Origin of the sequence: Agrobacterium sp. P15N1-A (assembly GCF_044626815.1) — a bacterium.
In the GTDB taxonomy this organism is placed as follows: domain Bacteria; phylum Pseudomonadota; class Alphaproteobacteria; order Rhizobiales; family Rhizobiaceae; genus Agrobacterium; species Agrobacterium leguminum.
Genome location: NZ_JBIUPF010000001.1, coordinates 410,367 through 433,769, shown reverse-complemented (window position 1 = coordinate 433,769; position 23,403 = coordinate 410,367). Strand labels below are relative to the sequence as shown.

24 protein-coding genes are annotated in these 23,403 nt (G+C 59.7%); 19 read left to right on the top strand and 5 right to left on the bottom strand.

Annotation, left to right across the window (positions count from 1 at the left end):
- Nucleotides 1–225 precede the first annotated feature (225 nt).
- Nucleotides 226–2,478, top strand: coding sequence for a DNA topoisomerase IV subunit A (gene parC / locus ACIK7D_RS02130; protein WP_400155508.1), 2,253 nt, complete (start codon nucleotides 226–228; stop codon nucleotides 2,476–2,478).
- 74 nt (nucleotides 2,479–2,552) lie between these two features.
- Here parC and ACIK7D_RS02125 read toward each other — a convergent pair whose 3' ends face one another.
- From ACIK7D_RS02125 to hemB, 4 genes are all read right to left on the bottom strand, one after another.
- Complete coding sequence (locus ACIK7D_RS02125; protein WP_400155507.1) at nucleotides 2,553–2,798, bottom strand: AbrB/MazE/SpoVT family DNA-binding domain-containing protein; 246 nt, start codon at nucleotides 2,796–2,798, stop codon at nucleotides 2,553–2,555.
- A gap of 59 nt (nucleotides 2,799–2,857) precedes the next feature.
- A complete protein-coding gene (locus tag ACIK7D_RS02120) occupies nucleotides 2,858–3,616 on the bottom strand; it encodes an arginyltransferase (protein WP_127757572.1) in 759 nt (252 codons plus the stop codon).
- 178 nt (nucleotides 3,617–3,794) lie between these two features.
- A complete protein-coding gene (locus ACIK7D_RS02115; protein ID WP_400155506.1) occupies nucleotides 3,795–4,253 on the bottom strand; it encodes an RDD family protein in 459 nt (152 codons plus the stop codon).
- 97 nt (nucleotides 4,254–4,350) lie between these two features.
- Nucleotides 4,351–5,364 (bottom strand): porphobilinogen synthase, encoded by a 1,014-nt coding sequence (gene hemB, locus ACIK7D_RS02110; RefSeq protein ID WP_400155505.1) that lies wholly within the window; start codon nucleotides 5,362–5,364, stop codon nucleotides 4,351–4,353.
- 174 nt (nucleotides 5,365–5,538) lie between these two features.
- Between hemB and ACIK7D_RS02105 the strand changes: the two genes are divergently transcribed.
- The 12 genes from ACIK7D_RS02105 to ACIK7D_RS02050 all read left to right on the top strand — a co-directional run bounded on the left by ACIK7D_RS02105 (nucleotide 5,539) and on the right by ACIK7D_RS02050 (nucleotide 17,882).
- On the top strand, nucleotides 5,539–5,976 hold the full coding sequence (locus ACIK7D_RS02105) for a DUF6163 family protein (protein WP_003496683.1): 438 nt from the start codon (nucleotides 5,539–5,541) through the stop codon (nucleotides 5,974–5,976).
- 234 nt (nucleotides 5,977–6,210) lie between these two features.
- The gene (gene ldtR / locus ACIK7D_RS02100) at nucleotides 6,211–6,720 is read left to right on the top strand and encodes a transcriptional regulator LdtR (RefSeq protein WP_026363448.1); all 510 of its coding nucleotides are present in this window, start codon (nucleotides 6,211–6,213) and stop codon (nucleotides 6,718–6,720) included.
- A gap of 365 nt (nucleotides 6,721–7,085) precedes the next feature.
- The gene (locus tag ACIK7D_RS02095; protein ID WP_003520799.1) at nucleotides 7,086–8,417 is read left to right on the top strand and encodes a murein L,D-transpeptidase; all 1,332 of its coding nucleotides are present in this window, start codon (nucleotides 7,086–7,088) and stop codon (nucleotides 8,415–8,417) included.
- Nucleotides 8,418–8,610: 193 nt separating this feature from the next.
- A complete protein-coding gene (glyA, locus tag ACIK7D_RS02090; protein ID WP_020809946.1) occupies nucleotides 8,611–9,900 on the top strand; it encodes a serine hydroxymethyltransferase in 1,290 nt (429 codons plus the stop codon).
- A gap of 14 nt (nucleotides 9,901–9,914) precedes the next feature.
- Nucleotides 9,915–10,394 (top strand): transcriptional regulator NrdR, encoded by a 480-nt coding sequence (gene nrdR / locus ACIK7D_RS02085; RefSeq protein ID WP_003496675.1) that lies wholly within the window; start codon nucleotides 9,915–9,917, stop codon nucleotides 10,392–10,394.
- 2 nt (nucleotides 10,395–10,396) lie between these two features.
- Nucleotides 10,397–11,641: a bifunctional diaminohydroxyphosphoribosylaminopyrimidine deaminase/5-amino-6-(5-phosphoribosylamino)uracil reductase RibD gene (gene ribD, locus ACIK7D_RS02080; protein ID WP_400155504.1), complete on the top strand. Its 1,245-nt coding sequence runs from the start codon at nucleotides 10,397–10,399 to the stop codon at nucleotides 11,639–11,641.
- Nucleotides 11,641–12,252: a riboflavin synthase gene (locus ACIK7D_RS02075; protein ID WP_059752541.1), complete on the top strand. Its 612-nt coding sequence runs from the start codon at nucleotides 11,641–11,643 to the stop codon at nucleotides 12,250–12,252. The genes ribD and ACIK7D_RS02075 overlap by 1 nt, the downstream gene beginning before the upstream one ends.
- A gap of 283 nt (nucleotides 12,253–12,535) precedes the next feature.
- Nucleotides 12,536–13,168, top strand: coding sequence for a LysE family translocator (locus tag ACIK7D_RS02070; protein WP_137003303.1), 633 nt, complete (start codon nucleotides 12,536–12,538; stop codon nucleotides 13,166–13,168).
- 131 nt (nucleotides 13,169–13,299) lie between these two features.
- Complete coding sequence (locus tag ACIK7D_RS02065; RefSeq protein WP_003520804.1) at nucleotides 13,300–13,779, top strand: 6,7-dimethyl-8-ribityllumazine synthase; 480 nt, start codon at nucleotides 13,300–13,302, stop codon at nucleotides 13,777–13,779.
- A 4-nt stretch (nucleotides 13,780–13,783) separates the two neighbouring features.
- Entirely contained in the window at nucleotides 13,784–14,281 is a 498-nt protein-coding gene (gene nusB, locus ACIK7D_RS02060) for a transcription antitermination factor NusB (protein WP_004441180.1), read from the top strand.
- Between the two features lie 20 nt (nucleotides 14,282–14,301).
- Nucleotides 14,302–15,525, top strand: coding sequence for an MFS transporter (locus tag ACIK7D_RS02055; RefSeq protein WP_400155503.1), 1,224 nt, complete (start codon nucleotides 14,302–14,304; stop codon nucleotides 15,523–15,525).
- A gap of 218 nt (nucleotides 15,526–15,743) precedes the next feature.
- A complete protein-coding gene (locus ACIK7D_RS02050; RefSeq protein WP_400155502.1) occupies nucleotides 15,744–17,882 on the top strand; it encodes a sodium-translocating pyrophosphatase in 2,139 nt (712 codons plus the stop codon).
- A 76-nt stretch (nucleotides 17,883–17,958) separates the two neighbouring features.
- Here the strand turns inward: ACIK7D_RS02050 and ACIK7D_RS02045 are convergent, their stop codons facing one another.
- The gene (locus ACIK7D_RS02045; RefSeq protein ID WP_003520808.1) at nucleotides 17,959–18,489 is read right to left on the bottom strand and encodes an outer membrane protein assembly factor BamE; all 531 of its coding nucleotides are present in this window, start codon (nucleotides 18,487–18,489) and stop codon (nucleotides 17,959–17,961) included.
- Between the two features lie 271 nt (nucleotides 18,490–18,760).
- On the opposite strand from ACIK7D_RS02045, the gene ACIK7D_RS02040 reads away from it, so the two are divergent.
- From ACIK7D_RS02040 to ACIK7D_RS02015, 6 genes are all read left to right on the top strand, one after another.
- Nucleotides 18,761–19,300: a ubiquinol-cytochrome C chaperone family protein gene (locus tag ACIK7D_RS02040; protein WP_400155501.1), complete on the top strand. Its 540-nt coding sequence runs from the start codon at nucleotides 18,761–18,763 to the stop codon at nucleotides 19,298–19,300.
- An 8-nt stretch (nucleotides 19,301–19,308) separates the two neighbouring features.
- Complete coding sequence (locus ACIK7D_RS02035; protein ID WP_080818748.1) at nucleotides 19,309–19,872, top strand: DUF177 domain-containing protein; 564 nt, start codon at nucleotides 19,309–19,311, stop codon at nucleotides 19,870–19,872.
- Between the two features lie 102 nt (nucleotides 19,873–19,974).
- Nucleotides 19,975–21,036, top strand: a complete 1,062-nt coding sequence (gene plsX / locus ACIK7D_RS02030; RefSeq protein WP_080817235.1) for a phosphate acyltransferase PlsX — start codon at nucleotides 19,975–19,977, stop codon at nucleotides 21,034–21,036.
- A gap of 4 nt (nucleotides 21,037–21,040) precedes the next feature.
- Nucleotides 21,041–22,012 (top strand): beta-ketoacyl-ACP synthase III, encoded by a 972-nt coding sequence (locus ACIK7D_RS02025; protein WP_080817234.1) that lies wholly within the window; start codon nucleotides 21,041–21,043, stop codon nucleotides 22,010–22,012.
- A gap of 244 nt (nucleotides 22,013–22,256) precedes the next feature.
- Nucleotides 22,257–22,595 carry an integration host factor subunit alpha gene (locus ACIK7D_RS02020; RefSeq protein ID WP_003502236.1) on the top strand — a complete coding sequence of 113 codons (339 nt, stop codon included), beginning with the start codon at nucleotides 22,257–22,259 and terminating at the stop codon, nucleotides 22,593–22,595.
- A gap of 274 nt (nucleotides 22,596–22,869) precedes the next feature.
- Complete coding sequence (locus ACIK7D_RS02015) at nucleotides 22,870–23,403, top strand: MerR family transcriptional regulator (protein WP_003520813.1); 534 nt, start codon at nucleotides 22,870–22,872, stop codon at nucleotides 23,401–23,403.

The window sequence follows — 23,403 nt, the reverse complement described above, 5'->3', positions numbered from 1 at the left end:
TTGCTTCCCTCAACGTACGGCTGTGCACCGTGTTCGAATTCGAATGCTGATACTTATATTCGCGATTATTCAAAGGTCTATAGGATTTAGATCGATTCCCATGACGGCGGCATTGCGGCATTTGCAACGCGGTTAACAAAAAATCGCATGAAAGGGTTGCTTTCATCCACAGGTGCGACCCCCGAATTTCTTGCCGGGAATCGGCATTTCCGCTAGTCAAGCACCATGGGAAAAAATCTTGTACCTCCGTCCGGCGGAGACGATAACATTCATCCGGTCGATTTGAAGGCGGCGCTTGAAGAGCGCTACCTCGCTTACGCCTTGTCCACGATCATGCATCGTGCGCTGCCGGATGTGCGCGACGGCCTTAAGCCGGTTCACCGCCGCATCATTCACGCCATGAGCGAAATGGGCATCCGCCCCAACTCGGCTTTCAAGAAATGCGCCCGTATCGTCGGTGACGTGATCGGTAAATTCCACCCGCATGGCGACCAGTCCGTCTATGATGCGCTGGTGCGTCTCGCGCAGGATTTCTCGCAGCGTTATCCGATCGTCGACGGGCAGGGCAATTTCGGCAATATCGATGGCGACGGCGCCGCCGCCTATCGTTACACCGAAGCGCGCATGACCGAGGTTGCCGCGCTGCTGCTCGAAGGCATCGGCGAGGATGCGGTGGATTTCCGCGCCACCTATAACGAGGAAGACGAGGAACCGGTCGTTCTGCCGGGCGCCTTCCCGAACCTGCTCGCCAACGGCGCCTCCGGCATTGCCGTCGGCATGGCGACATCGATCCCGCCCCACAATGCCCACGAACTTTGCGACGCGGCGCTTTATCTCATCAAGCATCCCGATGCGACGGTGGAAAAGCTGGTTGAATTCATTCCCGGCCCCGACCTGCCGACGGGCGGCGTGATCGTCGAAAGCCGCGAGAATATTCTCGATGCCTATAAGACCGGTCGTGGCGGTTTCCGCGTGCGCGCCAAATGGGAAACGGAAGATCTCGGCCGCGGCGGTTATCAGATTGTCATCACCGAAATTCCCTTCCAGGTGCAGAAATCGCGCCTGATCGAGAAGATCGCCGAGCTGTTGATTGCCCGCAAGCTACCGCTTCTCGAGGATATTCGCGATGAATCGGCCGAAGACGTGCGCATCGTGCTGGTGCCCAAGAGCCGCACCGTCGATGCGACGCTGCTGATGGAATCGCTGTTCCGCCTGTCTGACCTCGAAAGCCGCCTGCCGCTCAACATGAACGTGCTGTCACTCGGCAAGGTGCCGAAGGTGATGGCGCTGAACGAGGTGCTGAGCGAATGGCTGGCGCACCGCAAGGATGTGCTGGTCCGCCGTTCCCGCCATCGTCTGGCCGCCATCGACCGCAGGCTGGAAATTCTGGGCGGCCTGCTCGTCGCCTATCTCAATCTCGATGAGGTCATCCGCATCATCCGCGAAGAGGATGAGCCGAAACAGGTGATGATGGCCAAGTGGTCGCTCACCGACAATCAGGCCGAAGCCATCCTCAACATGCGCCTGCGCAACCTGCGCAAGCTTGAGGAATTCGAAATCCGCAAGGAGTTCGACGACCTCAGCAATGAGAAGGCCGAGATCGAAGCGCTGCTCGCTTCCGATGACAAGCAGTGGCAGACCGTCGCCTGGGAAATCGGCGAGGTCAAAAAGAAATATGCCAAGGCAACCGAAATCGGCCGCCGCCGCACGCAGTTCGCGGATGCGCCGGATGCCGATATCGAGGCCATCCAGCAGGCGATGATCGAAAAGGAACCGGTCACCATCGTCATCTCGCAGAAGGGCTGGATCCGGGCGCTGAAGGGACACATGTCCGACACCTCGTCGCTCACCTTCAAGGAAGGCGACGGCCCGAAACTCGCTTTCCCGGCGCAGACGACCGACAAGCTGCTGCTGCTGACGACGGGCGGCAAGGCCTATACGCTCGGCGCCGACAAGCTGCCGGGCGGTCGCGGCCACGGCGAGCCGATCCGCATCATGGTCGACATGGAGAACGATCAGGACATCCTGACCGCCTTCGTCCATGATCCCTCACGCAAGCTGTTGCTCGTCTCCACCGCTGGCAACGGTTTCATCGTGGCGGAAAGCGAAATGGTCGCAAATACCCGCAAGGGCAAGCAGATCATGAATGTCTCGATGCCGGATGAAGCCAAGCTCGCCGTGCCGGTCACGGGCGACCATGTCGCTGTCGTCGGCGAAAACCGCAAGCTTCTGGCCTTCCCGCTTTCGCAGGTGCCGGAAATGTCGCGCGGCAAGGGCGTGCGCCTGCAGCGCTACAAGGATGGCGGCGTCGTCGACGTGAAATGTTTCGCGCTTGCCGAAGGCTTGTCATGGTCCGACACGGCCGGGCGTCTCTTCAACAAGGTAGGTGAAGAATTGCGCGAATGGCTGGCCGACCGTGCAACGGCGGGCCGCACCGTGCCGAAGGGCTTTCCGCGTAGCGGGAAATTTGGTGGCTGATATTTGAATGTCGTCCCGGGGCTGTCCCGGGACGTTTTCAATCTCATGTGTTGGGCAATCAAACCATCGAGTGCTTATGACTTCGCGAGCGCTTTTAAAGCAACGTGGTACTTGCGCATCGCTTGCCGTGCATGTTCCAGCTGACGATCAAAGTCAACTGTTGCTTCTTCGTTCGGGCTCTCAGCAGTTCGCAATTCAAGTACGGTGCCGTCAGTTCCTAAGCTGAGAACGTCGCCAATCTTCCAGCCAAGCCGTTCAAGCATATCCTTCGGGATTACAACGCCTGCCTCTTCACCGATCTCGCAAATGGTTGATTTCATCTGAAATACTCCAAGTTTGATTGGAGTTTAGCATGCGATTTTGACGGTTGGACCAACCGTTATTTTTCTTCCGGCGTATAAACCTCCCACCCGCGCGGTGTCAGATGTTCCTGCGGATGGTAGCGGGTCTTGTAACCCATCTTTTCCGAACCATCGACCCAGTAGCCGAGATAGACATGCGGCAGGCCAAGCGCGCGGGTGCGGCTGATGTGATCGATGATCATGAAGGTGCCGAGCGAGCGTTTTTCCAGATCGGGATTGAAGAAGGAATAGACCATCGAGAGGCCGTCGCTCATCACGTCGCTGAGCGCCACGGCCAGAAGTTCGCCGCGCTTGCTGGAATCGATGCCGGAGCCGGGCTCGCGCACGCGATATTCGATGATGCGGGTGTTTACATGCGTGTCTTCCACCATGATCGCATAATCCAGCGCCGACATGTCGGACATGCCGCCCGACTGGTGGCGGTGGTCGAGATAGCGGCGAAACAGGGCGAATTGTTCGGTGGAGGGCTCGGCGGCGTGAACCGTGGCGACGACATCCCTGTTGGCGGCAAGAACGCGCCGCATCGATTTCGTCGGCTGGAACTGTTCGGTCAGGATGCGCACGGAGACGCAGGCGCGGCAGTTTTCGCAGGCCGGACGATAGGCGATGTTCTGCGAGCGCCTGAAGCCGCCCTGGGTCAGAAGATCGTTCATTTCCGAGGCGCGCGGGCCGACCAGATGGGTGAAGACCTTCCGCTCCATCTGGTTCGGCAGATAGGGGCAGGTGGCCGGCGCCGTAAGATAGAATTGGGGAGAGGGCGTCGCCTGCGTGTTCATCGAACCGTGATCGCCTCCTGCGTCTGTTATGAAAGCGCGCCGCGATTTCACGGGGTTGGCGGCGGCGCTTCAAGCGACATGCATAATGTCACAGAATGGCAAAATGCCGGAAAACGTCAACTGCGAGATGCGGCATTTGCGGGGTTTGAAAGCCACGTTTGCGTGGCTTTCCGCAATATCAGCGCGTTCTGACGATGACGGTGCCAAGCAGGAAGTCGTGAACGAGGCGCGAGCGCTCGGTAAACAGGCCTGCAAGCAGGATCAGCGGCGTCAAAACCGAGTTGATGACCCAGAAAAGCACGATGTGAACGGTCGACAGCAGGAAATCGATTCGCCGCCCGTCCATACGCGCCATGGCGATCCCCATTGCCCGCATGCCGGGGGTCGCCTGCGAGGGGCCGCCGAGCGTCATGCCAAAATAAAGCACCGCAACGATGACGAACAGCGCCGGGAAGAGGAACCACCCGAGGCCGAAGGTAATCACGCCGAGAAAGAAGACGATCACAGCTGCCGGAATGCACAGCAGGAGAACGATCGCATAATCGATCAGGAATGCGAAGACCCGCCGGCTCAGGACGCCGCTATAGGCGCGCCAGTCAGCCGGTGCGGCATAAGTGGGGTTCTGGTCGAGGCTCATCGGTCGTTTTCTCCTGAGAGGGTATGACAGCGCGGCATGAGTGCCGTGTCAGCAGACAATATGGGAAGAAAACGACCAAATACAATAAGTGCGGGTCTTAGCCCTTTGCGAGTTTGCGTGCGGCATCGATGGCGAAATAGGTCAGAACGCCATCGCAGCCCGCGCGCTTGAAACAGAGAAGCGTTTCCATCATCACTCGCTCACCATCGATCCAGCCATTCATGGCGGCAGCCTTGATCTGGGTATATTCGCCGGACACCTGATAGGCGAAGGTCGGCAGGCCGAAATTGTCCTTCAGCCGCCAGCAGATGTCGAGATAGGGCAGGCCGGGCTTGACCATCAGCATATCCGCACCTTCCTCCACGTCGAGGGCGGCATCGCGGATCGCTTCCATGCCGTTGGCAGGGCTGATGTAATAGCTGTTCTTGTCGCCCTTCAGCAGGCCGGCCGTGGAGATGGCCTCGCGATAGGGACCGTAATAGCCGGAAGCGAATTTCGTCGCATAGGACATGATGCCGACATTCTGGTGCCCGGCGGCATCGAGACCGCGACGGATGGCGCCGATACGGCCATCCATCATTTCCGATGGAGAAATAATGTCCGATCCCGCTTCCGCCTGAAGGATCGCCGCCTTGATAATCTGTTCCACGGTCTCGTCATTGACGATCTCGTCGCCGCGCAGAATGCCGTCATGGCCGTGGCTGGTGAAGGGATCGAGCGCGACATCGGTGATCATGCCGATATTTGGAACGGCTTTCTTGACGGCGATGGTTGCCTGATTAATGAGATTATTCGCCTCGAGCGCGTTGGAACCGGTCTCGTCGCGCAACTCCATTTCGATGTTCGGGAAGGTCGCGATTGCCGGAATGCCGAGATCGGCGGCCTCTTTAGCGGCTTCCACCAGTTTGTCGACGCTCATCCGGTTGACGCCCGGCATTGCCGGAATGGGATCGAGAATATTGCTGCCCGGCACGATAAAGACCGGCCAGATCAGATCGTCGACGGTGAGGCGGCTTTCCTGCACCAGACGGCGCGTCCAATCCGCCTTGCGATTGCGGCGCATGCGACGATGGCCGGTGATCTCGTCGACCAGATGCGTTTTGTCCTGCATGTAAGAATGTCCTTCGATCAAATTTGGAAAGCTGCATAGCATGAAGCTTGGCCCATGCGAATGCGACAATCTTCCCTCATTGGCGTCCTGCGATGACGATGATGCTTTGACAAGGCAGGCGGCGGGATTCAATATGGGCTGGTCGCCCGTTCGTCGAGACCGTATCTTCCGGCCATGGAACCTGATTCTCAACCTCTGCCGAAACGCCCGCTTACGGAAATCCTCTTTCTGGTCTTCATGAGACTGGTCGCGGTTTCCTGTTTCTGGTTCGGTCTGCAATATTGGGCGATGTTGACGGGCTATTCGCTTGGGGGCCATGGGCGGTTCGATATGCTGAACCTGCCCTGGCGGGTGGCCGGCAGCGCGCTGGCCGTTATTTTCCCTGTCGCGGCACTCGGCCTCTGGCTCGGGGCCTCCTGGGGCGCGGTCATGTGGGTCATGGGCGCAGGTGCGCAGATCGCCATGTATAAGGTGTGGCCGCACATCTTCGGCGCCAACACGCTAGTACCCGTCATGCATGGCCTCGTGGCAACCATTTATATACTATTCCTGGTCGCTTTCTGGCTGGATCAGCGCCAGAATGAAGAACGCGCAAGAATTGATTTACCATAAGAATAAAGCAATTCGGCCTGGTTTTAGGTCGCATTTCCTGGCTAAGTCATTGATTTGTAATAGATGGCCTTGGGCCATTCCCGCTTCGCCACAAGTTGGGCCCCCCGGGGAAAATGCAGGTAACCATTTGTTAATCGTAGCTTTTAAGTAGAATTTTATGCGCATTGATTAGGTTCTCACTCAAGGCGGGAGACAAACAAACACACCGCCAAACAAAACAGTGAGGCAGTCATGATCAATAGCAAAGTTAAGCCCCAGGCCGTTGTTGCCGACGCACATGAAGATACCATCCGCTCGCTCTACATGGAGTCGCTGCACCTGGTGGAACGTCTCCACCGCCGCCTCCTCGATGTCATCAAGGACGAGTTCGACCGTCAGGGTCGCGATGACGTCAACGCCGTTCAAGCCCTGCTGCTGTTCAACATCGGCAATTCCGAACTGACGGCCGGCGAGCTTCGTTCCCGCGGTTACTACCTCGGCTCGAACGTCTCCTACAACGTCAAGAAGCTGGTCGATCTCGGTCTCATCAACCACCAGCGCTCGCGTGTCGACCGCCGCTCGGTCCGCATCAGCCTGACGGAAAAGGGCCAGGAAATCGCCGAAACGGTTGCCCGCCTTTATGAACGCCACGTTGGCTCGATCGAAAAGGTCGGCGGCATCGGCACCGGCGAGTTCTCCGAAATGAACAAGCTGCTGCAGCGCCTCGATCGCTTCTGGAACGACTCGATCGCTTACCGCCTGTAATAGCGCGACGGTTTCACTGTTTAAGCCGGGGGCATGTTTTTGCTCCCGGCTTGCGGATTCCGCGCCGGGGGGTTTTGCCTGTCAAGCCCAGCCCTTCTTCGAGCCTTCGCCCTGTTTCTCAGGCGAACAAAGCTTCGTGAGATGAGAGCCGTGACACGAATCGGCCATATTGATATGGGACCGGCAAGGGTGAAGGAGCCGGCTGTTTCTCCTGCTGTCGCGGCAAGTCCCGACCGTTCTGCCAGACAATGGCGCCCAAGGATGGGTGTTGAGTATTACCAGCCGGCAGACACGTTGTACGTGTTTGTTAATCATATTGATTTAGGCATTGTTGAGAATGCCGAAGAGAGTGGCTGGTAGGTAGAATGACAAAGAAATCCGTTTCCGATTCCGTATCGCGCCGCGCGCTTCTGCGTTCGGCCGTTTCCGTTGGCGCCGCCGCGCTTGCCGCGCCGGCCTTTGCGCAGAACGCGCTCAACGATCTCATGGGCTCTTCGCGCCGCGGCAACTGGGATGACCAGTTCGACGCCAATACGTCGCGTTCGGCCGTGGGCGTCGTTTCTAACAATCCGGTTCTCGGACGCGAAGCGCCGGTCTACATGCAGCAGGCGATCATGCAATATCAGCAGATCGTGCAGAATGGCGGCTGGCCGGAAGTGCCCGCGTCCCAGCAGCGTCTCCAGATCGGCGTCTCCGATCCTTCCGTACAGGCGCTGCGCCAGCGACTGATGGTATCCGGCGACCTGCCGCGCGAAGCCGGCATTTCCAGCGCCTTCGATAGTTACGTCGATGGCGCGCTGAAGCGTTTCCAGGCCCGTCATGGCCTTCCGGCTGATGGCGTCAGCGGCGAATACACCACGAAGGCGCTCAATGTTTCCGCGCAGATTCGTCTGGCGCAGCTGCAGACCAACCTCGTTCGCATCCAGTCCATGTCCGGCGACCTCGGCCAGCGTCACCTGATGGTGAATATCCCGGCCGCAGCCATCGAAGCCGTTGAAAATGAACGCGTCGTGCTGCGCAACACGGCTGTCGTCGGCCGCGCCAGCCGCCCGACCCATGTGATCAATTCCAAGATTTACGAAGTCATCCTCAACCCTTACTGGACCGCGCCGCGCTCGATCGTCGAAAAGGACATCGTGCCGCTGATGCAGAAGGACCCGACCTATCTGGAGCGGAACAATATCCGCCTCATCGACGGCAAGGGACAGGAAGTTTCGCCAACCGCGGTCGACTGGTTCGCGCCGAAGGCCCCGAACCTGATGTTCCGTCAGGACCCCGGCAAGATCAACGCCATGTCCTCGACGAAGATCAACTTCCACAATCCGAACAACGAATATATGCACGACACGCCGCAGCAGGGCCTGTTCAACAAGCTGATGCGTTTCGAATCCTCCGGCTGCGTGCGCGTGCAGAACGTGCGCGACCTGACGAGCTGGCTGCTGCGCGACACGCCCGGCTGGTCGCGTCAGGAAATGGAGCGTGTCATCGCCACCCGCGTCAACACGCCGATCAAGCTGGCGCAGGAAATCCCGGTCTATTTCGTCTACATCACCGCGTGGTCGGCGAAGGACGGCGTGGTGCAGTTCCGCGACGACATCTATGAAAAGGACGGCAATGCCGAACTGGCGCTCAACACCACGAGCGGCATGGAACAGCCCGCTGGCCCGGTGGATGACGATCTGCTGCCGCGCAACTGATCCGGCATCCATTTCATTCAATCACCATGAGCCGCACCTTCGGGTGCGGCTTTTTTCTTGGCGATTTTCTGAAAACCTCTGTCGTTTTTTGTCGCAACGTCGCAGTTTGACGGGCAAATCTCGCTGCCCGTATTGCTCTTGTCCGGGCAGGGCGCTAAGACGCCATCGCATTACTGTTTCAGGAGCCTTCACCATGTCGAACACAGATGCTTTCTTCTCCCGTCCGCTTGCCGATGTCGATCCGGAAATTTTCGGCGCGATCGAGAAGGAACTGGGTCGCCAGCGCCACGAGATCGAACTGATCGCCTCGGAAAACATCGTTTCCCGCGCCGTGCTCGAAGCGCAGGGTTCGATCATGACCAACAAATATGCGGAAGGTTATCCGGGCAAGCGTTATTACGGCGGCTGCCAGTTCGTCGACATCGCTGAAGAACTCGCCATCGAACGCGCCAAGAAGCTGTTCGGCGTCAACTTCGCCAACGTCCAGCCGAACTCCGGTTCGCAGATGAACCAGGCCGTGTTCCTCGCACTGCTTCAGCCGGGCGATACCTTCATGGGCCTCGACCTGAACTCGGGAGGCCATCTGACGCATGGTTCGCCGGTCAACATGTCCGGCAAGTGGTTCAACGTCGTCTCCTACGGCGTGCGTGAAGGCGACAACCTGCTCGACATGGACGAGGTGGAGCGCAAGGCCAAGGAACACAAGCCGAAGCTCATTCTCGCCGGCGGCACCGCCTATTCGCGTGTCTGGGACTGGAAGCGTTTCCGCGAGATCGCCGATGAAGTCGGCGCCTACCTGATGGTTGACATGGCCCACATCGCCGGTCTCGTCGCCGGTGGCCAGCATCCGTCGCCGTTCCCGCACTGCCATGTCGCCACCACCACCACGCACAAATCGCTGCGCGGCCCGCGCGGCGGCATGATCCTCACCAATGACGAGGATCTGGCCAAGAAGTTCAACTCGGCCGTTTTCCCCGGGCTGCAGGGCGGCCCGCTGATGCACGTCATCGCCGCCAAGGCCGTCGCCTTCGGCGAAGCGCTGAAGCCCGAGTTCAAGGACTATGCCGCACAGGTCGTCAAGAACGCCAAGGCGCTGGCTGAAACGCTGGTCGAAGGCGGTCTGGATGTCGTCTCCGGCGGCACCGATAACCACCTGATGCTGGTCGATCTTCGCAAGAAGAACGCCACCGGCAAGCGCGCGGAAGCAGCGCTTGGCCGCGCCTACATTACCTGCAACAAGAACGGCATTCCTTTCGATCCGGAAAAGCCCTTCGTCACCTCCGGTGTTCGTCTCGGCACGCCGGCCGGCACGACGCGCGGTTTCAAGGAAGCGGAATTCCGCGAAATCGGCAAGCTGATCGTCGAGGTTCTCGATGGTCTGAAGGTTGCCAATTCGGATGAGGGCAACGCCGCCGTCGAGGCTGCGGTGCGTGAAAAGGTCGTCGGCCTGACGGACCGTTTCCCCATGTATCCGTACATGTAAGAGAAAGGACGAAGATGCGCTGCCCTTTTTGCGGTTCTGAAGACACGCAGGTCAAGGACTCGCGTCCGGCGGAGGACAATACCTCCATCCGCCGGCGGCGCATCTGCCCCGATTGCGGCGGCCGCTTCACGACCTATGAGCGCGTGCAACTGCGCGAGCTGATGGTCATCAAGAAAAGCGGCCGCAAGCTGCCCTTCGACCGGGAAAAGCTGGTGCGGTCCTTCGAGATCGCGCTGCGCAAGCGTCCGGTCGACCGTGACCGGATCGAGCGCGCCGTCTCCGGCATCGTTCGCCGCCTGGAAAGTTCGGGCGAGACGGAAATTCCTTCGGAAGAAATCGGCCTGCAGGTTCTCGAGGCGCTGAAGAGCCTCGATGATGTGGCCTTCGTGCGTTACGCCTCGGTCTATCGCGATTTCAGCCATGCCGAGGATTTCGAGAACGTGATTGCCGAAATCAACGCCAAGATCGCCCGCGATACGGACGCCGGAGTGTAACCGTGACCACCCGTGCCGATGACGAAAGATTCATGGCAAGGGCAATCGAGGTGTCGCTTCGCCATCAGGGCCAGACGCTCACCAATCCCTCCGTCGGCTGTGTGCTCGTCAAAGACGGGCAAATCATCGCCGAAGCCGTCACCGCCATTGGCGGCCGCCCGCATGCCGAACGGCAGGCGCTGGAAATCGCCGGCGAGGCGGCGCGCGGCGCGACCGCCTATGTGACGCTCGAACCCTGCTCGCACTGGGGCAAGACCCCGCCCTGCGCCAATGCCCTGGTGGAATACGGCGTCGCCCGCGTCGTGGTGGCGGTGGATGATCCGGACGAGCGTGTTTCCGGCCGTGGTTATACGATTTTACGCGATGCCGGTATTGTCGTGGAAACCGGCCTGTTGCGGGATGAGGGTAAGAGAGCGCTTGCCGGTTACCTCACGCGTCAGGTGAAAAAACGCCCGCATGTGATTCTGAAGCTTGCCGTTTCCGCCGATGGCATGATCGGCAGGAAAGGCGAGGGGCAAGTGGCGATTACCGGTCCCGAGGCGCGCCATGCCGTGCATGAATTGCGCGCGCGTTGCGATTGTATTCTCGTTGGTATTCGTACCGCTATTGCGGATGACCCGGAACTGACGGTGCGCATTGCCGGCATGGAGGAGCGCTCGCCGGTGCGGATCGTGCTGGACCGGCAGTTTGAGTTGCCGTTGACGTCGAAGCTGGTGAAGACAGTGCGGGAGGTGCCGGTGATCGTTGCGGCGTTACCCCCCTCTGCCCTGCCGGGCATCTCCCCCTCATGGGGGGAGATCGGCAAGGGGCTGGCCGCTCGCTCAAATTTAGACTCCATCTCTCATTCGTCAACCTTCAAGGTCGGGCAAGGCAGCGCCCCATCGATCTCCCCTCTTGAGGGGGAGATGCCCGGCAGGGCAGAGGGGGGTGACCGCGAGTCAAAGCGTCAACTTCTCACCGACGCCGGCGTCCAGATCCTCGAAGCCCCAACGCTTGAAAACCTCCTCCACATCCTCGCCGAAAGCGGCATGTCGGAACTTCTGGTCGAAGGCGGCGCCTTTGCCGCAAAATCATTCCTTGAAGCGGGGCTGGTGGACCGTATCATGCTGTTCGAAAGCCCGGTGGTGATCGGTGAGGGCGGCATTGAAACGCCGCTCAAACGTGTCGATATTCCGGGCGACTATGCTCTGGTCAGCGAGACCGCCTATGGGCGGGATCGTTGCTTCGATTATGAAAGGCCGATTTGATGTTTACCGGAATTGTCACCGACGTCGGAACCGTTTCCGAGCTGGAAGCCCTGGCCGAAGGCGTGCGTCTGCGGGTGGCGACAAATTACGACCCCAAAACCATCGATATGGGCGCGTCCATCTCCCATGGCGGCGTCTGCCTGACGGTGACGAGACTGCCGGAAGACGGCAGCAATGAGCGCTGGTACGAGGTCGAGGCATGGGAAGAGGCGCTGCGCCTGACGACGATTGCCGGCTGGCAAAAGGGTACCCACGTCAATCTGGAGCGGGCGCTCAAGATTGGAGATGAACTTGGCGGCCACATCGTTTCCGGCCATGTCGATGGCAGGGCGGAAATCCTTTCGGTGGAGCCGGAAGGCGAGGCGGTGCGCATTCGCCTGCGCGCGCCGGAGCATCTGGCGAAATTCGTGGCGCCCAAGGGTTCCGTGGCGCTCGACGGCACCTCGCTCACCGTCAACGCCGTCGAAGGTACCGATTTCGACGTGCTGTTGATCCGCCACACGCTGACCGTCACCACATGGGGCGAGCGCCAGCCGGGCGATTTCGTCAATTTCGAAGTCGATACCATGGCGCGTTACGCCGCAAGGCTTGCGGAATTTCCATCGGCATGAACTGGGGTGCTGGCTCGGTGGTTTATTATCGCTGACGCCTCTTCCTCTCGTCATTCCGGCCTTGAGCCGGAATCCAGCCAGCTCAAGTCCTTGGGCTGAAAAGAGTTTTTCCGCCGCGCAGACGCACGTCGACTGGATTCCGGCTCAAGGCCGGAATGACGGAAGGGCTTTATCGTCGTCCAGCGTGGCGACAGATCAATTCTTGTCAGACACTCTGCTTCCGATTGACGCGCAAACGTTATAAAGACGTCTTTAGGCCCAAACGGGGTAGGGGAAATACATCATGCCGTCTTTCGAACTGCTGACCGCCTTTTTCATAACCACCGCCCTGTTCGCCTATATCCCCGGTCCGGCCATGCTTTATGCGGCGGCGCAGACCATGGCGCGCGGCCGGTTTGCCGGGCTGATGGCGGTGCTTGGAATCCATGTCGGCTGCTATTTCCACATCTTTGCCTCTGCCGCAGGTCTTTCGGTGCTGTTTCAGGCCGTGCCGTGGCTTTATCTGGCGGTAAAGCTGTGCGGTGCGCTGTATCTCATCTGGCTCGGCTTCTCGATGCTGCGCAGCAAACTCGAAGGTGAGGCCGTCAATTTGACCATTGAACCGAAATCGGCGCGCCGCGCCTTTATCGACAGCATCATCGTCGATGTGCTCAATCCGAAGACGGCGCTGTTCTTTCTGGCCTTCCTGCCGCAATTCGTAGACCCTGCGGCAGCCTTTCCGGTCTGGCTGCAATTGCTGATCCTCGGCATCGCCGTCAATTTCATTTTTTCCTCGGCCGATCTTGTCGGCGTGCTTCTTGCGGGCGCCATGGTCGGGCGTTTGAAGCGTTCCGGCGCGGTGCAGGTGCTTGCCCGCCGCGTTGCCGGAACGGTGCTGATGGGGCTTGGCGTCCATCTCGCCTTCCAGAAAACCTGATTGTCGCGGAGCCGGGCCGGGTGGTGTAAAACCTGGTCAAATGCCCGGCAGAGGCGGCCCCTTGGACCGCTGACACATGAAATTACTTGCCAAAAACGGCCAGCCGTGGTTTGACCGCCGCAAAAGCCGGTATGATCCGGCATCAAGCTTTTCAGGAAAATATCATGTCCAAACCCCATCTTCTTATCGTGGAAGCACGTTTTTACGACGATATGGCGGATGCCCTTCTCGAAGGCGCGAAATTCGCGCTCGATGAAGCCGGCGCCACCTATGACGTCATCACCGTTCCCGGCGCGCTGGAAATCCCCGCCGCCATCGCCATGGCGCTTGACGGTGCTGACAATGACGGCACGGAATATGACGGTTTCGTTGCGCTCGGCATGGTCATTCGCGGCGAGACCTACCACTTCGACATCGTCTCCAATGAATCTTCCCGCGCCCTGATGGATCTCGCCGTCAGCGAATCGCTGCCGATCGGCAACGGCATCCTCACCGTTGAGAATGACGAGCAGGCATGGGCACGCGTGCGCCGTTCCGACAAGGACAAGGGCGGTTTCGCGGCGCGTGCGGCGCTGACGATGATCGAGCTGAAGAAAAAACTGGGTGGCTGAACGCATGTCGAATGTTGAAAATGGCGGCGAACCGCGCCAGCCTTCGGTAAAGCCCGCCAACCAGCGCGGCGCGGCCCGCCTTGCCGCCGTGCAGGCGCTTTACCAGATGGATGTCGGCGGAACCGGCGTCATGGAAGTCGTGGCCGAATACGAGGCGCACCGTCTCGGGCAGGAAGTCGACGGCGATACCTATCTGAAGGCCGACCCGTCATGGTTCCGTTCCATCGTTTCCGGCGTCGTCCGCGATCAGACGAAGATCGACCCGCTGGTGCGCTCCGCCCTTCTGGAAGACTGGCCGCTCTCGCGTCTCGATGCCACCGTGCGCGCCATCCTGCGTGCCGGCACTTTCGAGATTCTGGAGCGCAAGGACGTGCCGGTCGCGGTCATCGTCACGGAATATGTTGAAATCGCCCGTGCTTTCTTCGAGCATGACGAGCCCAAGCTGGTGAATGCGGTTCTGGACCGCATTGCCAAGCAGGTGCGCGGCGAGGCAAAACGCTGAAATAAAAAGGTGAGGAAGAGATGAGCGCGGTTTCCGTCCCCGGACTTGAAGTTCAACTGGACGAGGCGAAGCGCAACGTCTTCCTCCTCACCATCGCGCAGGCGATCATGGGATCGGCTGCGCCCTTAAGCTTTTCGGTTGGCGCGCTTGCCGGCTATCAGCTGCTTGGCGCGGACAAGTCGCTCGCGACCGCGCCTCTCACCGGCTTCAATATCGGCGTTGCGCTCGGCGCGATCTGCGTGGCGGCTGCATCCCGCTTCCTCGGCCGCAAGACAGGCTTCATGGTTGGCGCGCTGATGTGCTCCATCGGCGGCGGCATTGCCGCCGTGGCGCTCTTCCGTTCGGATTTCTGGCTGTTTGCCGTCGGCCTGCTGATGATCGGCATTTCCGGCGGCTTTACGCAAAAAATCCGCTTCGCAGCAGCCGACGCCTCTCCATCCTTTTACAAGCCGAAGGCGATCTCCTGGATTCTGGCGGGCGGCATCATTTCCGCCATTGTCGGGCCGCAACTCGCCATCTTCGGCAAGGACCTGCTTGCGCCGGTCACCTTTGCCGGCGCTTTTCTGGCGCTCGTTCCGCTCGGCCTCGTTTCGATCGCCATTCTGGCGTTTCTGAAACTGCCCGACCCCAAGGCGGCCGCCGCCCATGTCGAATCGGTAAGGCCGCTGTCGGAAATCGTCCGCACGCAGCGTTTCGTCACCGGCATGATCTGCGGCATCGGCTCTTACGCCTTGATGACCTTCATGATGACCGGCGCACCGCTCGCCATGGTGGTCGGCTGCGGTTTCCCCACCGAACTCGCCACGCTCGGCATCCAGTGGCACGTTCTCGCCATGTTCGGCCCCAGCTTCTTCACCGGCATGCTGATTTCCCGATTCGGCGCGGAAAAAATCGTGGCAGTCGGCCTCATCGTGCTGATGGCCTGCGCCATCGTCGCCCATATGGGCATAGAGCTGTGGAATTTCTGGGCGGCGCTCATCCTGCTCGGTCTCGGCTGGAATTTCGGCTTCATCGGCGCAACCGCCATCATCACCTCCAGCTACCGCCCGCATGAGGCGGACAAGGTGCAGGGTTTCCACGATATCGTGCTGTTTGGCACCGTGGCGCTGTCATCCTTCTCTTCCGGCAAGGTGTTTACGGCCTGGGGCTGGTCGGTGATGAACCTCGTCATCTGGCCGGTTGCCGGGCTTTGCCTCCTGCTTGTCCTGTCGCTCGTCCTGACAAGCCGCAAAAAAGCAGCCTGAGTCGCGCGCCGCACTCTACTCCTTTCAAGTTTCAGGCAAATTTGTGGGCTTGACGCGGCACCTCGCGCCAACGCAATCTCCGCTCCGAGGACATTTTTCCTTGGGAGGGGAACAAATGCCCAAGACGGGATTTGGGACAGGCCGTCCGCATCTCCCTGCACAAGGTTTCGCCACGCCGGGGAGGGAGTGAGACCCGGCCTTTTGGGAGGTAAGTGCGCATGACCGTAATACCCATAGTAATTTTATGTGGTGTCCTGTCCGTGGTTTACGCGGTATGGGCCACCAAGAGCGTTCTCGATGCCGATCAGGGCAACGAGCGTATGCGTGAAATAGCAGGTTTTATCCGTGAAGGTGCGCAGGCTTATCTCACCCGTCAATATCTCACCATCGCCATCGTCGGACTGATCGTCGCCATTCTGGCCTGGTATCTTCTGTCATCCATGGCAGCCATCGGCTTCCTCGTCGGCGCGGTGCTTTCAGGCGTCGCCGGCTTCGTCGGCATGCATGTCTCCGTGCGCGCCAACCTGCGCACCGCGCAGGCCGCCTCGCACAGCCTTTCCGCCGGTCTCGATATCGCCTTCAAGTCGGGCGCCATCACCGGCATGCTGGTGGCGGGGCTCGCGCTGCTCGGCGTTTCCATCTATTATTTCATCCTGACCTCGGTGATGGGCCATCCGGCCGGATCGCGTGAGGTGATCGATGCGCTGGTGTCGCTCGGCTTCGGCGCATCGCTGATCTCCATCTTCGCCCGTCTCGGCGGCGGCATCTTCACCAAGGGTGCGGATGTCGGCGGCGACCTCGTCGGCAAAGTGGAGGCCGGCATTCCCGAGGACGATCCGCGCAACCCGGCAACCATTGCCGACAATGTCGGCGACAACGTCGGCGATTGCGCCGGCATGGCGGCCGACCTCTTCGAGACCTATGCCGTATCTGTTGTCGCGACCATGGTTCTCGCCGCAATCTTCTTTGCCGGAACGCCGATACTGGAAAGCGCCATGGTCTACCCGCTGGCGATCTGCGGCGCGTGCATCCTGACCTCGATTGCCGGCACCTTCTTCGTGAAGCTCGGCACCAACAATTCCATCATGGGCGCACTCTACAAGGGCCTCATCGCCACCGGCGTGTTCTCGGTTGCGGGTCTTGCGGTCGCCACTCATGCGACGGTTGGCTGGGGCACGGTAGGCACGGTGGCCGGCATGGGAATCACCGGCACCAATCTCTTCTTCTGCGGGTTGGTAGGCCTCATCGTGACGGCGCTGATCGTCGTCATTACCGAATATTATACCGGCACCAACAAGCGCCCGGTCAACTCCATCGCCCAGGCATCGGTCACCGGTCACGGCACCAATGTCATCCAGGGCCTTGCGGTCTCGCTGGAATCGACGGCACTGCCGGCCATCGTCATCGTTGGCGGCATCATCGGAACCTACCAACTCGGCGGCCTGTTCGGCACCGGCATCGCGGTTACCGCCATGCTGGGTCTGGCGGGCATGATCGTGGCGCTCGACGCCTTCGGCCCGGTCACGGACAATGCCGGTGGTATTGCTGAAATGGCCGGTCTCGATCCTGACGTACGCAAGGCGACCGATGCGCTGGACGCTGTCGGCAACACCACCAAGGCCGTCACCAAGGGGTATGCTATCGGTTCGGCCGGTCTCGGCGCACTGGTGCTGTTCGCCGCCTATGCCAATGACCTCTCCTACTTCGCCGCCAATGGCGATACCTATCCCTACTTCAAGGACATTGGCGAGATTTCCTTCAGCCTCGCCAATCCTTACGTGGTTGCGGGCCTGCTGTTCGGTGGCCTCATCCCCTATCTCTTCGGCGGTATCGCCATGACGGCGGTGGGCAAGGCGGCAAGCTCGATTGTCGAGGAAGTGCGCCGCCAGTTCCGCGAAAAGCCGGGCATCATGGCCGGAACGGAAAAGCCTGATTACGGCAAGGCCGTGGACCTGCTGACACGGGCGGCGATCAAGGAAATGGTTATCCCGTCGCTCCTGCCGGTTCTGGCGCCGCTTGTCGTTTATTTCGGCGTGCTGGCCATTTCCGGCTCCAAGGCGTCGGCCTTCGCGGCACTTGGCGCATCGCTGCTCGGTGTCATCATCAACGGCCTCTTCGTGGCGATTTCCATGACCTCCGGTGGCGGCGCATGGGACAATGCCAAGAAGAGCTTCGAAGACGGTTTCATCGACAAGGACGGCGTGCGCCACGTCAAGGGTTCGGACGCCCACAAGGCGTCGGTGACGGGCGATACGGTCGGCGATCCCTACAAGGATACCGCCGGTCCAGCCGTCAACCCGGCGATCAAGATCACCAATATCGTGGCGCTGCTGCTGCTGGCGGTTCTTGCCCACTGAGGGCTTAGGTTCCGACAAATGAAAAAGGCCCGGGGAGCGATCCCCGGGCCTTTGAATTTTCCGTTTCTTCTTCCGATCAGGGGGTGTTGTTGCCCTGACCGAGAATGCTCTTGGCGATATTGGCGCCCGAGGTGCCACCGGAGAGCAGCTGCTGCAGGAAGGTGAGGTCCTTGCCGCCCGTCGGCGTGGTGCGCGAAATCGTGTCGAAGACCTTGCCGTCCTGCAGCGTATAGTTGGCCTTGCGCTCGATCACGCCGTCCTTGTTGAAATAGATCGCGAGAATGTTCTGCTCGACCAGCGCCGGCTTCATGAAGGCCGCGCGGCGCACGCGCTTCTGCGAGATGTAATAGAAAACCTCGTTGCCGAAGGTCGCGGTGGTGGAGGGCGTGCCCATGGTCAGCAGAACCTGCTCGCGGCTCGAACCTTCCGGGATCAGCTGCAGCGACTGTTCGTCCATCACGTAGCCGTTATGGAACACATCGGTCGTGCTGCTGCAGGCGGAAAGCAGGCCGGATGCGAGCACGATTGCGATGGCGGTCTTGCTCAGAACATTGCCGTGACTTGCGGATTTCTGCTTGCTCAACTGCTTTTCCCCGACTGCGATCATGAATGGCACCTTCCGGCATTGCGTGGTGCACAGTGTCTGTGCACATGATTGTGTCAATCCGGGGACGGAAAATCCCGGTCACTCCCCAAATTCAATGCTTTCCCGGTCTTTTGGAACTCCTCCTGTTCTCTTCGACTGTTTCAGGCGAAAGACGAACGTGACCGCGACAGCATTGCAATTCGTGGATGCTTCGGTAAACCAGCTTTGACGATCATGCAACAAGTGCGATGGGCGGTAAGCGAATTCACCCGTCCCGTTCGGAAAAAAAACGATGATATTCGGGCTGTTCAAGAAGAAAAACAACAATCGCGCCATTGTCGACCGGCAATATGCGACTTTGACCGCCGCTGCCCGCACGCCCGCTTTCTATCTCGATCTCGGTGTTCCCGATACGGTCATGGGCCGCTTCGAGATGCTGTCGGTCATCATGATTCTCTATTTCCGCCGCACCAAATCCTCCGATGTCAGCGGGCAGGAAATTGCCCAGGAGATCGTCGACGCCTTTTTTCAGGACCTCGATCATTCCATTCGCGAACTGGGAATCGGCGATCAGGGCGTGCCGAAACGCATGAAGAAATTCGCCGGCATGTTTTATGGGCGGCTCGAATCCTATGCGGCGGCGCTGGATGCTTCCGATCCCGTTGCCCTTGCCGCCGCGCTCCGGCGCAATATATATCCGCAGGTAGATGAGAAGGCGCCCGATATGGAGGGGCTGGCAGGCTGGATGATGGACGCATCCACGCAACTTGCCGCCCAGTCCGAAGACACAATCGCAACCGGAAGCCTGACGCTGCCCTTGCCTGGACGATGAGGTTCACGATGAACGCGCGACACCCTGCAAATGACGACCTGCCTTTTTCCTATCCCGTAAAGGTAGGCCATATTTCCGCCAATCCGGTCAGGATTGGTCTCGAAGCCAGTGCCGAGGAACTGAAGGCGCTGGCGAAATTCTGGAATGTGGTTTCCGTCGAATATCTGAAGGCGGAGCTGCAGGTTTCCCGCTGGAAGAAGGATGGCGTGAAGATCAAGGGCGAAGTGCATGCGGCGGTAACGCAATCCTGCGTCGTCACGCTGGAGCCGATCTCGAGCAAGATCGACGAGGCCGTCGAGCAGATTTTCGTTCCGGAAGGTTCGAAACTGGCGCGGATGGTGACCAATGAGGAAGGCGAGATCGTGCTCGACCCCGACGGCCCGGATATTCCCGACCAGTTCACCGGCGACAGCATCGATGTCGGCGCCGTGGTTGCCGAATTTGCAGCGCTCGCGATCGATCCCTATCCGCGCAAACCGGATGCGGAATTTCCCGAAACGGCCGACAGGCAGCCTGAGGAAGAGAAGCGTCCGTCGCCTTTTGCCGTGCTGAAAGATTGGAAAAAAGACTGAATGGCCCAGCCGGGCTGAAATAATTTTATTGTAACAAAAGCCGGAAAAGGTATTTTCGCGCAAAATCCGCTTGAGTGGCGGTTAGTCAAGGATAAGGGACGAGTGATCAGAATTGCGATTGACGTCATGGGTGGCGATTTCGGCCCAGATGTTGCCATACCCGGTGCCGCCAAGGCGCTCGAACGGCACAACGATGTAACTTTTCTGCTCTACGGGCAGAAGAGCAAGTGCGACCCCATTCTGGCACAATATCCCGCACTTCGGGAAAAGTCGGTCTTCCACGATTGTGAAGTCTCGGTCAGCATGGATGAGAAGCCGAGCCAGGCGCTGCGCCGCGGCCGCTACGTCTCCAGCATGTGGCGCGCCATCGAGGCCGTGAAGCTCGGCGAGGCGGATGTCGCCGTTTCCGCCGGCAATACCGGCGCGCTGATGGCCATGGCGAAATTCTGTTTGCGCACCATGGCGCGGGTGGAACGCCCGGCAATCGCCGGCATCTGGCCGACGCTGAAGGGCGAAAGCATCGTGCTCGATATCGGCGCGACCATCGGCGCCGATTCCCAGCAATTGCTGGATTTCGCCCTGATGGGCGGCGCCATGGCGCGTGCGCTTTTCGATATCGACCGTCCGACCGTCGGCCTGCTCAATGTCGGCGTCGAGGAGGTCAAGGGTCAGGAAGAGGTGCGTGAGGCCGGACGGCTGATCCGCGAGGCCGATCTCGCCACCATCGATTATCGCGGTTTCGTCGAAGGCGACGATATCGGCAAGGGCACGGTGGATGTGGTGGTGACCGAAGGTTTCACCGGCAATATCGCGCTCAAAGCCGCCGAAGGTACTGCACGCCAGATCACCACGCTGCTGCGCGAAGCGATCTCCCGCAGCTTTTTTGCCAAGATCGGTTATGTCCTGGCGAAAAGCGCCTTTGACGTGCTTCGTGAAAAGATGGACCCGCGCAAGGTCAATGGCGGCGTGTTTCTCGGCCTGAACGGCATTGTCATCAAGAGCCATGGCGGCACGGATGCCATCGGTTTTGCCTCCGCCGTGGATGTCGGCTACGACATGGTTCACAACGGCCTGACGGCCAAGATTGAAAATGATCTGAAAATTTACCACGCAAGACGGCTTCCGCCCCCGGCGCCCGAAGCTCTCGTGGCTGACGAGGAATAAGGGAATGATCCGCTCTATAGTCCGTGGTTTCGGGGCAGCGCTTCCGAAGCGTGTCATGACCAACAGCGAAATCGAAGGGGTCGTCGAGACCTCCGACGAATGGATCGTGCAGCGCACGGGCATCAAGCAGCGCTATATCGCCGGCGAAGGTGAAACCACAGCGTCCCTCGGCGAAGCGGCGGCGCGCGCCGCGCTCGACAATGCCGGGCTGACGCCCGACGATATCGACCTCATCATTCTGGCCACCTCGACCCCGGATAACACCTTTCCGGCAACGGCGGTGAACATCCAGAACCGTCTCGGCATGACCCATGGTTTCGCCTTCGACATGCAGGCCGTCTGCTCGGGTTTCGTTTATGCCGTATCGACCGCCGATCTTTATATTCGCGGCGGCATGGCCAAGCGCGTTCTGGTGATCGGCTCCGAAACCTTCTCGCGCATCCTCGACTGGAAGGACCGCACCACCTGCGTTCTCTTCGGCGACGGCGCCGGCGCACTGGTTCTGGAGGCCGGTGAAGGCGAGGGCACTTCTGCCGATCGCGGCGTTCTGACGGCGCAGCTTCGCTCCGACGGTTCGCACAAGGAAAAGCTCTATGTCGATGGCGGACCTTCCACGACAGGTACGGTCGGCCATCTGCGCATGGAAGGCCGGGAAGTGTTCAAGCATGCCGTCGGCATGATCACCGACGTCATCGAACAGGCCTTCGAGGCGACGGGCACGACGTCCGACGATCTCGACTGGCTGGTTCCGCACCAGGCCAACAAGCGCATCATCGACGGTTCGGCAAAGAAGCTCAACATCGACCCGGAAAAGGTCGTGATCACCGTCGATCAGCACGGCAATACCTCGGCCGCCTCCATTCCGCTGGCGCTCGCCGTTGCCGCCGGTGACGGACGCATCAAGAAAGGCGATCTGGTCATGCTGGAGGCCATGGGCGGCGGCTTCACCTGGGGCGCGGTGCTGCTGCGCTGGTAAAGGCGTGATTTCCGAGTTTGACGGGGCGATGGCGCGAAATCGGTTGTGATTTTCGCGCTCACGCCCCGATCGGAAGCGCCGGAGCGGCCCGAGCCTGTGTCAAAACCGTATCAGTCGCTCTAAGCCCTTGCACTGATTGCCGAAAGCCTCAAATGAATCTGGAACAATCCCTTGACCGGTCGCCACAAGGGAAATAATCTCGGCGGCTCCTAGAGAAGAGTTCAGACACGGTTTGCGGGGAAAAATGGCCGGGAAGACAGTGACACGCGCAGATCTTGCAGAATCTGTGTTTCGTAAAGTCGGGCTGTCCCGCACCGAATCCGCCGAACTGGTCGAAACGATCATCGACGAAATATGCAACGCGATCACCCGCGGCGAAGTCGTCAAGCTTTCGTCCTTCGCGACATTCCAGATCCGGGAAAAGAACGAGCGTATCGGCCGCAACCCGAAGACGGGTGAGGAAGTTCCGATTTCCCCACGTCGCGTCATGACCTTCAAGGCCTCGAACGTGCTGAAGCAGCGCATTCTGAAGGCCCATACGGCCCGCAAAGCCAAGCAGAAGGGCCAGAAGGCCGGGGCATAATCCCTCTCTCAAGGTCCAGGCGACACGCCCTTTTTGCCATATCGCAAGCCCTTTTCCCCATTCTTCTTGTGAACATACTTGAATTTCAACGTGCAAGCCGTTGAAATCCGGTCGACTCACATCATAATCAATTTTAGTGATTTGTATCTCGCCGCAACGGCGTCGGCGCGGGGTCGTAACCGACTTTGCGCGGTGTTTGACCGGCGGGTGAAAAGCGTTCTCGTTCAGTGTCCGGCCGGATGCATGGCGCTCCGATTCGGATGGGAGTGGAAATTTGGATAAAAGCCCCGACGCGTTTCGGACGATCAGTGAAGTGGCGGATGAGCTGAACCTGCCGCAGCATGTGCTGCGTTTCTGGGAAACACGCTTTCCGCAGATCAAGCCGATGAAACGGGGCGGGGGCCGCCGTTATTACCGCCCTGACGATATCGATCTCCTGAAGGGCATTCGTCACCTTCTTTATGACCATGGCTACACCATCAAGGGCGTACAGAAGCTGCTGAAAGCCAATGGCAACCGCTTCGTCGCGGCCATCGCCTCCGGTGATCTTGCGACCATGGAAGCCATCATGGCGGCGAGCGGTGAAAAGGAAGTCGCCGAACCGCGTGTCGTCGATACCGATGGGGACGAGGTCGTCGGTCGTCCGAAGGCCAAGCCAAGCGGCCGTTTTTTCGGCTTCGGCGGTGGCGGCGGCGATGCGGAAATATCGGTCGGCAAGTCGAGCATCGGCAAGGACGATCAGGCGCTTTTGCAGGAAGCCCTGTTCGATCTCCTCGAATGCAAGCGCCTTCTTGATCAGGTTCGCTGA